A 9,009-nucleotide genomic window follows, 5' to 3' on the forward strand; every position below is an offset into this window, starting at 1 on the left:
CAAGGGTTTGAAAGATTAATACATGGACATATATTGTTCGCGTTCCCATGGGTGATGCATTGTAATCGAGTTGTTGATTACTCTACTAACAAACGTGCATTCACAAGGGAACAAGAAATAGTGATCGGCACCAAAGCTTTCAAGGAATTTGCTATGAAGGTTAAAAGTGGGGTTAAGATGCATAAAGGACAGTTTGCCTACTTCAACGGGATTGTAAACAAGCTTATGACTAATCTTTACTTTGATACTGAATTTATGGACAACCTTAATTAATCGCAGATAAGGTTTTTCCTGGCCATGGATCTTATGGCACTAACGGGGCAGGTTAGTTGAACAATCGTCATTAGCTTTTATTCAACAATCGGGCCATTTAATGGAATAGTACATCTAAAGAAATCTGGGTATTCATGTTAAATTTTAATAAGTTGAAGAATTCTATTGCAATGAAAAAACAAAAATTTACTGGAGCTTATCTGTTACCAGAAGAAAGAGCTGTAATTAAGCATAGATTATCAGCTCTTTTTTTTACAAAAGAAGCAGATTAATTGAAAAACAAAAAAGGCTGCAGTAAGAACTACACCCTCTGTATTGCTGGTAAAAGCACACCAGTTAAGCAACTCTTTACTTTTGATTGTCATTAAAGTCCTGCGGAAGCTTGACGAAGTAATGAGATGAGCTGTTCGGCATCAATCGTAGCTTCTTTTTGGAACTTTATAGATTTTCTTTCTGGAGGTCCATCAAACATGCCTTCAGGAAGATCCAGTGTGATGGCATTAAAAATGGTAAAACTAACTGCTGCTTTAGAAATTGAGACAACAGCAGTGTACTTTCCGTTTTTTAAAAAATGTGGCTTTTTGTATTGAATGCGTTCATGTACATCTGGTATGGCCTTGTGGACGACCTCCCGCAGATTAGTGGCAAGTTCTCCCTGCCAGGGTTCTTTTAATGCATCAATAAAATCGGTTACTTCTTGATTCATTATGCATACTCTCCTTTTTGTAAGTAGTGAATTTTTTTGAATTTCGGATGGTTTACGGTTTGGTAATCATCCACGTAACACCGAATTTATCTATAACTTCTCCATAGTATGCGCCCCATGGCTGCAAAGCAAAGGGATACTTGTTTTCTCCACCCTCACCAAGCTTTGCATATGCTTCTTTAGCTTCAGACTCATTGTCATAGGTTAAAGCAAGACTGATGCTACGGCTGCTGGATACCGGTTCAAAGGAATCGGAGATCATTAGCATATTCCTTCCAGCTATTATCAAAGATAGATGCATAACTTTATCCTTTATCTCTTCTGGAGTTCCTGGTGCCTCACCGAATGTTTTAATTGATAGAATTTCCCCACCGAGTGACTCTACGTAAAAATCCGCCTGGCTTCTTGCATCGTCCGACATTAGATATGAGTTTAATTGTGCTCCCATTTTTTCAACAACCTTTCCATTTTAATTTGTCCTTCTATAAATACGACGAATATGCATTGGAGAAATCGACAAAGGAAAAAACTTTTTTAAATTTTTTTCAACATATTAAGGTTTTCTTGTAAAGAGGCTTCCATCGCCTTTATTCCGGGGTCTTGTATGGATTCTAGTTTCTCTTTTAGCCTTCGTAGTTCTATCTCGTACTTGCCTCTTACCTTAGGAACCGGAATTCTTAGCGCCCAGTTTAGCGCCTCGTCCTCCGTACTCACATCAATCAACATATATTCCGTGATAAGGTCTTGGTTTACCGGAAATGGGCCTGCCAATACCTGTGGCTTTTCACCTTTCTTTGGATACGTTATTCTTAACCCGGTTGAACTTGGCTGAAGCTCTTCATCGGCAAGAAGTGCACCCTTTTTAGCCAGTGAATTCTTATACGAAATCATTGCTTCGCGGTAATCCTTTCCGTCGGCTAATCCTGCCTCCGAGTACTCTGTGGCTTTGATAATCAATAAAAACCTCATTGTGATCCCCTCCTCGTTTAAATTGGAAGAAATGAAGAGCAGAATAGACTGCTCTACTATTCCTTTACCAACACGACGAATAAGGAACGAGATAATCGACAGGGCTGGGAAAAAATTTTATTTAGATGTTCCTTTTCCACATTCCATTGCGCGATTAAGTAGCAGGGTTCGTTCACGTTCATTCTGGGTTAGTGATGCAGCACGTTTAAATTCTGTCCTAGCTTCATCGTAACGCCCTAGCTTCACCAAGAGATCTCCGCGAACACTCGGTAATAGATGATATTTCTTTAAGGATGGGTCAGTATTCAACTCGTCTACAATCTGGATGCCAATGTCCGGACCGAATGCCATGGATATAGCAACTGCCCGGTTTAATTCTACGATTGGCGAGGGCATAACAATCGAAAGAGCTTCATAAAGTGCGGCAATTCGTGGCCAATCTGTCTCCTCTGGAGTCTGTGCCTGAGCATGACATGCAGAGATGGCTGCCTGCAATGAATATGACCCAAGTGAACGCCCTAACTTCCTGCTGCGCTCCAGTGCAGCTAAACCACGGCGAATCAATAATTGATCCCACTGTGCCCGATTTTGATCCATAAGAAGGACAGGTTCTCCTTTCGAATTAACTCGAGTTTTGAACCGGGAAAATTGAATTTCCATTAAAGCAACTAGTCCATGAACTTCCGGTTCATTAGGTGCGATTTCGGCAAGGACACGTCCCAATCTCAGTGCTTCTTGGCACAGTGAAGGACGAATCCAGTGGTCCCCGGAAGTTGCTGAATATCCTTCATTAAACATAAGGTAAATCACTTCAAGTACGGTCGACAGGCGATTATTAAGTTCCTCTCCAAGAGGTACCTCAAAAGGAATTCTTTTTTCGTTAAGGGTTTTCTTAGCTCGGACAATTCTCTGAGCAATGGTTGATTCTGCGACGAGGAATGAACGTGCAATTTCTTCTGTGGTAAGTCCGCATAACAGGCGCAGTGTCAAGGCAACTCTGGCATCCTGTGATAATACTGGATGACAGGTCATGAAAATCAGACGAAGGAGATCGTCACCAATCTCCCCATCCAGAACATGATCTATGTCTTCCTCAGTAAATAAATCCGTATTCTTAGCAATCTCTACATACTTTTGATCACGAATCTTCGTTCTTCGCAAAAGATCAATAGCACGCCGTTTCGCAGTCGTCATCAGCCATGCGCCAGGATTATCTGGTATCCCAGCATGTGGCCATTTTTCAAGAGCAATCACCAAAGCATCCTGAGCCAGATCCTCTGCAAGACTAATATCCCGTACCATTCCGGTTAACTTTGCAATGAGTTTTGGTGACTCTATTCTCCATATCGCTTCAATCGTTCGTTGTGTTTGGGGCAAACTCACGCTTTCTTTTGCTCCTCTACTAATTTGCGAAGTGCTGCTTCTTTTTCCAGAAATTCTGGATTATCGGTCAAGCCCACCGGCTCAAATACCTGTCTAAGCTCAATTTCTCCCTGTCCAAATCCATGTGGATCTGGCATCCGTAATGCCCATTCAATAGCTTCTTCTCTTGATTTAACTTCAATCAGAGTATACCCTGCAATTATTTCTTTTGCCTCTACAAACGGACCGTCCATAATCTTTGGTTTAACACCCGGTTCTGGATAGGAAATCCTTATTCCGCCTGAACTAGGATGTAGTCCATCTCCTGCTAACAAAACACCTGCTTTCATCAATTCTTCGTTATATTTCTGCATAGCCTCAATAAGCTCCGGACTAGGCATTTTTCCTTCCTCTGAATCTGAAGTCGCTTTTACAATCATCATAAATCTCATAAGTATAACCTCCTAATTTATGGTGAAGCTTCAAATCGCATAAGCAAATCCGCTTCTATTTATACAACGAATACCTGCCTGTTAAATCGACAATCGAAATTACTTTTTTGTAAAATTTTTTGCCTAATCAGTGATTAGCCGCAAAAAATACTGTAAGCTCCGGTGATACTTTTTTTGTATCCAGCTTCTTAGTATGGCCGAGACCTTTTTTACTCAGCAATTGCGCATTGGGGAGTACGTTTGCCAATGCTTGAGCACTATGACGAAGAGATGCAGGGCTCTCTGTCCCTTCTAATACCAACGTTGGCATCGTAACACTGCTCCACCATTCAGCAGACAGTTCCTTTCCCTCCATATAGCCATCCAACAAAGCAGCATCATAGGGAAGCGTATGTGCGACCGCCATAAGCTTAGACCACACACCTGGCATAATGCGCATCATGCTGACAACAAACGATGGTGCCCCCATACCCTTGGTCATAAAGTACTTAATGGCTTCAGCTCTGTTATCCTTGGCAATGAGTTCAGCCGTATGCCTTGTAAAATCTTTCGGCGGCTTACGATCCTCCGCTTTTACCACGAAAGGAGGTTCGTGCAGAGCTAATTTAGTAATGTTTACCCCTTTCTTTGCTGCTAGTAGGGCTAAAACAGCTCCCGAAGATAATCCCCAAACATATGCCGATCCACCAGCTTCATCAATCAAAGCTTGAAGGTCTTCAATTTCACGCTCAACATCATACGGCTGTGTATCACTGCTATCTCCTCGGCCACGGCGGTCGTAGTTGTAAACCGTGAAGTACTCGGACAACAGATTAGCCAACTCTACCTGCTGAGGAAATTTTCGGTAGCTGAAGGCACCTGCTACCAGTATGAGAGCTGGTCCTTGGCCAACTTTGTCATAAGCGATTTTCGATCCGTCCTTTGAAGTAACTAAATGCATTAATTTTTCCTCCTTTGTTGTAACTGACTTTTTAGATATTAACTTAGATTATATCCGCTTCTAATAAGTCGACGAACCACTATAAACAAAATCGACACATCCAAAAAATAATTTTTAAAATTTTCTTTGCCAAAACATATTGAATTCATTTATTAATCCTTATTGGATATTTAAGAACTTTTTTATCTTATATACGCCAATTTTGTTTTAATATCCTTTTAAAAAAAGGAGCCAAATTTTTTTCTTGCTAATGCTCGCTATTTGAAAAGAGTTACTCCGAATTGATACTTTCGTCTGTATTTGGATTCATTAACCTTCAACTTCTAGGAAAAGGGGTCTCCTTGGAAACTGAAAGCGTAAAAGCATAGTTAATTAACTTTCACAAGTATGCCTGTGGAAGTTTGTTCTTTCTTAGCAGGAATTTGTTACTAATAGCTGCTAAGGAAACTCCTTTTTAATAATTGATATAAAGTTTGTGAAATAATGTACTTAAACAAACGGGTGCGTCGTATTATAAGGTTAGCCAGTTTTTACTGGGTGACCTTATAATACGAACGCACCCGTTACTTAAAGTGTATTTCTTCACAAACCTTTCGAAAGGAAGGACTACCGCAGCAACCCCTAGACAATTCAATCCCCCCGTTAGCCACACATGCTGCCGAGCCGCACCACAAATGAGTTGGAGAGTAGTGATGGAAGGTTACGATTAAATATTTCTCCATTTACTAAATCGTATTAACAAATGGGCAACTCTTTTTAAGAAACCCGGCGGATCGAGACAAATTGTTATCCATGAACCTGCCACAAAAAGTATCCAAAACCACACCCTATAGAATAATCGTTTTGTGTTAAACATTATTTTAGAAAATGCCTGTTACGAAAAGATCGTCGTCCATCCTAGGACATTTTTTTTATTTATGCCAGATGAAGCGATACATTTTGCCCAATTTAAAAACAGGGCTTTTCCAATAAGAACACGCAATTAAATCATCTAATAAAATGATACTAACTAAACTCGTACAATTCTTTGGCCTTCATTATAAGGAGACGGTAGAACATGAGTATCATAAATGGTAAGGAATTTATTGAACGTTTAAATAAAATGAAAAATGAAATTTGGTTTGATGGTGTAAATATCAAAGGGGCAATTTCAGACCATCCTGCCTTTAAAGGAATTCTTAAGTCAAAGGCTTCCCTTTATGATTTACAAAATTCTCAGGATCTAAAAAATGAGATGACTTTCTTTTCTTCAGAAAACGAAAATCCTATTGGACTATCTTACTTACAACCCAAAACGAAAGAGGATTTAAAAAGAAGAAGAAAAATGATTGAACATTGGGCAAGACAAACGCATGGAATGATGGGAAGAAGTCCTGACTATATGAATACGGTTGTAATGAGTTTTGCCTCTTCCGCCAATGTTTTAAGTCGTAGGAAAAATTGTTTTCCTGAAAACATTCAATCTTTATATGAAAGAGCAATTAAACATGATTTATCATTTACACATACCTTTATTACTCCGCAAGTGAATCGTTCACAAGTCTATTTGGGCTTTTCCAATGAGCCAATTTCCGCTAAGGTGATAGATCGAAATGAAAAAGGATTGGTTATCAAAGGTGCCCGCTTACTTGCCACTCAAGGTGGTTTAACGGATGAAGTTTTAGTTATTTCTGCACCAAGATTGTTTTTTGATCCTAGCGAGGCGTTCGCCTTTTCCATTCCTTCTAATACGAAAGGATTAAAATTTTTTTGCAGGGAATCCTTTGTGGGGGGAGAATCTTCGTTTAATTATCCGTTAAGTTCAAAATATGAAGAAATGGACTCAATCGTCGTCTTTGACAATGTTTTAGTTCCATGGGACCGCGTATTTTATTACGATAATGTAGATGCAGCTACAGATTTCCTTGTTGAAAGCTCTTTTTACCAATTTACCTATCATCAAGTCATAACCAGACAAATTGTAAAAACAGACTTTTTTCTTGGAGTTGCTCAACTTCTTGTCGAGACAATTAATGTTGGAGAGTATCAACATATACATGAAAAACTCTCCGAAATCATCATCGGTCTTGAAACCATGAAAGCACTTTTAGAGAAATCAGAAAATGATGCAGAATTGGATGAATGGGGATTTATGCGTCCTAGTATTATTCCATTACAAGTGGCTAGTAACATCTTTCCTAAAATTTATCCCCGTTTCAGCGAAATTATACAAATAATTGGTGCTAGCGGAATGATATCAATACCAACGGAAAGCGCGTTTGATTCCGAAATTCGTTCAGAACTCGACCAATATCTTCAAGCAGATGGTATGAATGCCGAAGACCGTGTGAAACTTTTCCGTTTGGCATGGGATCTTACGATGAGTTCGTTTGGTACAAGGCAAACCCAATATGAAAGATACTTTTTTGGTGATCCTATTCGATTATCCAGTAATTTATACAAAAACTATATAAAAGATAAACACGTTGAAGAAATTAGAGGATTATTGAATCTAAAAAATTAAGAGTGTCTTATCAAATTGTCAATGCAGTATCCTCCAATTATAAATTCACAAACCAAAACCTTCACCATTTCCAACACGAAACAGGCGTTTCTACTATTGTAGAAACACGCCTGTTTTACAGATACTTCTTTTCATTGTTATTGACGGCTTTATCAGCAAATCTTAATACGGGTAGTGGTGGTATGGGTAGTGTGGGTGCGGATAGCCTGGAGCTCCAAAACCAAGTCCTGGTCCATAACCAAATCCTGATCCTGGTCCACCTAAACCATCCCTCTCATTATAGGCATTATTCATACAAACTTCATCTTCCTCATTTCATTTACATTAGAGCATATGCATTTGGGTAAAAGTTCTTGGGTATTTGTCTTGAATTTTAGAATTTAAAGGACATATGCCTCATCCAACAGATAAAATGAACTTTTCATTCAAAACTATTAGTCTGTATTAAATCAATTCACCACTCAATTGTAATTATCCAAACCGTACTCTTTTTCAACTAACCTGCCCTTGTTAGTTCATTAAGAAATTCAACAACACCTTTAACAGAGCTTCAACAAAAAAATAGCCCCTACTCAATACGAGTAAGGGCTATTGATTATGCCGCAAACAATTTAGTGAAGGTAGCTTTACCTGCTTTCTTATCTACAATTATCTTTTTAGCTTTCTGGAATTTAGATAATGCTGATTCAGTACCTTTTCCAAAGATGGAATCGAGTGATCCAGGACTATATCCTTCCAAGTAAAGTGCAGCCTGCAGAATCCAAGTAAGATTGCATTTTGCACCTTTTTGGACAGTGACAATTGCAGCCTTAGTTTTAGCTCCCCACTTTCCATCCACAACTAAATTTTTATTAAATTGTTTATTAAGTTCAGTTTGCAGTACTTTGATAAGTGAGGATTTTGTTTTAGGACCATTAAATCCATCCACAATTAGGCCAGTTCCATATCGGCTATTTAAAGTTTTTTGAATGGACTTAATTGTTTCATCTCCATTATTCTTGGATGGCTCCTTAGTAATCTCTGAAATTTCAAAGAAAGGATTGGTTTTTTACCAACCATAATCTGTGAATAGGATAATCCACCCGTCATTTCCAAGTGAGGATAATCTTTAAAGCTTGTCCAATCTCCCCCCTATTTAAATCCCAATTTTTTACCAATAGCAGCCACTCGTTTCCAATTAGAATTAATCGTCCACAATGCTGTTTTGCCGTCATCGCTTACTAGTAAATAGTCAATTGCTACACCAAAGTTATGGAAAGATTGTCCTGGTTTAGCGTTCGTTACAATAGGTTTAGCTAGATTGCTATAGTTCTTACCTTTGTAAATATAAAAACGCCCTTGACCAAATAGAGAAGCCTGTTCTTCCATTGAACTTAAACCTGCGCAGATTTGTGCGTAAATCCCTTCTTTATAGGCACGCTTAATCATTTCTAAAGCAGATGCTTTAACCACTGAATTCATACAAGAGCCCATGTTTTTCACTGAACGATCCAATAACGTTTGCAATGCTACTGTCATTTTCCATCGTCTCCTTTTAATTTAAATTCATAATAAAAAGCCACCCGATGGGCAGCTTACTTTAATCCATTCTTTTTCAAGACTTCTTCTTGTTTTTGAGCTTTTTTAGTCACTAAATATTGATTCTTATATACTCCATATAAAGCAAACCCAAGAGGGACTGCAGCAGTAAGGAAGTTAATAAATGAGTTGATTGATGCCAAAATCCACCCTATTTAACGCATTCAGCCCTATCTTAAAAAGGGCTGAGTTGCCCTCTCTTCCCATCCATTCCCTTTGTCATACA

General features: G+C 38.8%; 11 protein-coding genes and 2 pseudogenes. 3 read left to right on the forward strand and 10 right to left on the reverse strand.

All coding sequences use genetic code 11. The annotated features are described in order from the left end of the window. Positions 1–273, forward strand: a pseudogene (locus ACFVSH_RS19240) (hypothetical protein); the annotation flags it as partial. A 364-nt stretch (positions 274–637) separates the two neighbouring features. On the opposite strand, the gene ACFVSH_RS19245 reads toward ACFVSH_RS19240, so the two are convergent. The 6 genes from ACFVSH_RS19245 to ACFVSH_RS19270 all read right to left on the reverse strand — a co-directional run bounded on the left by ACFVSH_RS19245 (position 638) and on the right by ACFVSH_RS19270 (position 4,702). Continuing rightward, positions 638–979, reverse strand: a complete 342-nt coding sequence (locus ACFVSH_RS19245) for a DUF1801 domain-containing protein (protein ID WP_387594701.1) — start codon at positions 977–979, stop codon at positions 638–640. A gap of 52 nt (positions 980–1,031) precedes the next feature. Further along, positions 1,032–1,427, reverse strand: a complete 396-nt coding sequence (locus ACFVSH_RS19250; protein WP_387594698.1) for a VOC family protein — start codon at positions 1,425–1,427, stop codon at positions 1,032–1,034. Between the two features lie 86 nt (positions 1,428–1,513). After that, positions 1,514–1,948, reverse strand: a complete 435-nt coding sequence (locus ACFVSH_RS19255) for a YciI family protein (protein WP_387594696.1) — start codon at positions 1,946–1,948, stop codon at positions 1,514–1,516. 117 nt (positions 1,949–2,065) lie between these two features. Next, the gene (locus ACFVSH_RS19260) at positions 2,066–3,331 is read right to left on the reverse strand and encodes an RNA polymerase sigma factor (RefSeq protein WP_387594693.1); all 1,266 of its coding nucleotides are present in this window, start codon (positions 3,329–3,331) and stop codon (positions 2,066–2,068) included. After that, on the reverse strand, positions 3,328–3,762 hold the full coding sequence (locus ACFVSH_RS19265) for a YciI family protein (RefSeq protein WP_387707360.1): 435 nt from the start codon (positions 3,760–3,762) through the stop codon (positions 3,328–3,330). The genes ACFVSH_RS19260 and ACFVSH_RS19265 overlap by 4 nt, the downstream gene beginning before the upstream one ends. Before the next feature lie 127 nt (positions 3,763–3,889). After that, positions 3,890–4,702, reverse strand: coding sequence for an alpha/beta fold hydrolase (locus ACFVSH_RS19270; protein ID WP_387707362.1), 813 nt, complete (start codon positions 4,700–4,702; stop codon positions 3,890–3,892). Positions 4,703–5,759: 1,057 nt separating this feature from the next. Between ACFVSH_RS19270 and hpaB the strand changes: the two genes are divergently transcribed. Further along, positions 5,760–7,205, forward strand: coding sequence for a 4-hydroxyphenylacetate 3-monooxygenase, oxygenase component (gene hpaB, locus ACFVSH_RS19275; protein WP_387594685.1), 1,446 nt, complete (start codon positions 5,760–5,762; stop codon positions 7,203–7,205). Between the two features lie 162 nt (positions 7,206–7,367). On the opposite strand, the gene ACFVSH_RS19280 is transcribed toward hpaB, so the two are convergent. The 4 genes from ACFVSH_RS19280 to ACFVSH_RS19295 form a co-directional block, all read right to left on the reverse strand. Continuing rightward, entirely contained in the window at positions 7,368–7,499 is a 132-nt protein-coding gene (locus tag ACFVSH_RS19280; RefSeq protein WP_387594682.1) for a hypothetical protein, read from the reverse strand. 301 nt (positions 7,500–7,800) lie between these two features. After that, on the reverse strand, positions 7,801–8,133 hold the full coding sequence (locus tag ACFVSH_RS19285; RefSeq protein ID WP_387707364.1) for a peptidoglycan-binding domain-containing protein: 333 nt from the start codon (positions 8,131–8,133) through the stop codon (positions 7,801–7,803). Between the two features lie 203 nt (positions 8,134–8,336). Beyond that, positions 8,337–8,723 carry a M15 family metallopeptidase gene (locus ACFVSH_RS19290; protein WP_387707366.1) on the reverse strand — a complete coding sequence of 129 codons (387 nt, stop codon included), beginning with the start codon at positions 8,721–8,723 and terminating at the stop codon, positions 8,337–8,339. A 56-nt stretch (positions 8,724–8,779) separates the two neighbouring features. Continuing rightward, positions 8,780–8,917 (reverse strand): phage holin, encoded by a 138-nt coding sequence (locus ACFVSH_RS19295; RefSeq protein WP_387707368.1) that lies wholly within the window; start codon positions 8,915–8,917, stop codon positions 8,780–8,782. Positions 8,918–8,919: 2 nt separating this feature from the next. Here ACFVSH_RS19295 and ACFVSH_RS19300 point away from each other — a divergent pair. Further along, positions 8,920–9,009, forward strand: a pseudogene (locus tag ACFVSH_RS19300) (site-specific integrase); the annotation flags it as partial.

Origin of the sequence: Peribacillus sp. NPDC058002, assembly GCF_042886655.1 — a bacterium.
Classification (GTDB): Bacteria; Bacillota; Bacilli; order Bacillales; family DSM-1321; genus Peribacillus; species Peribacillus aracenensis.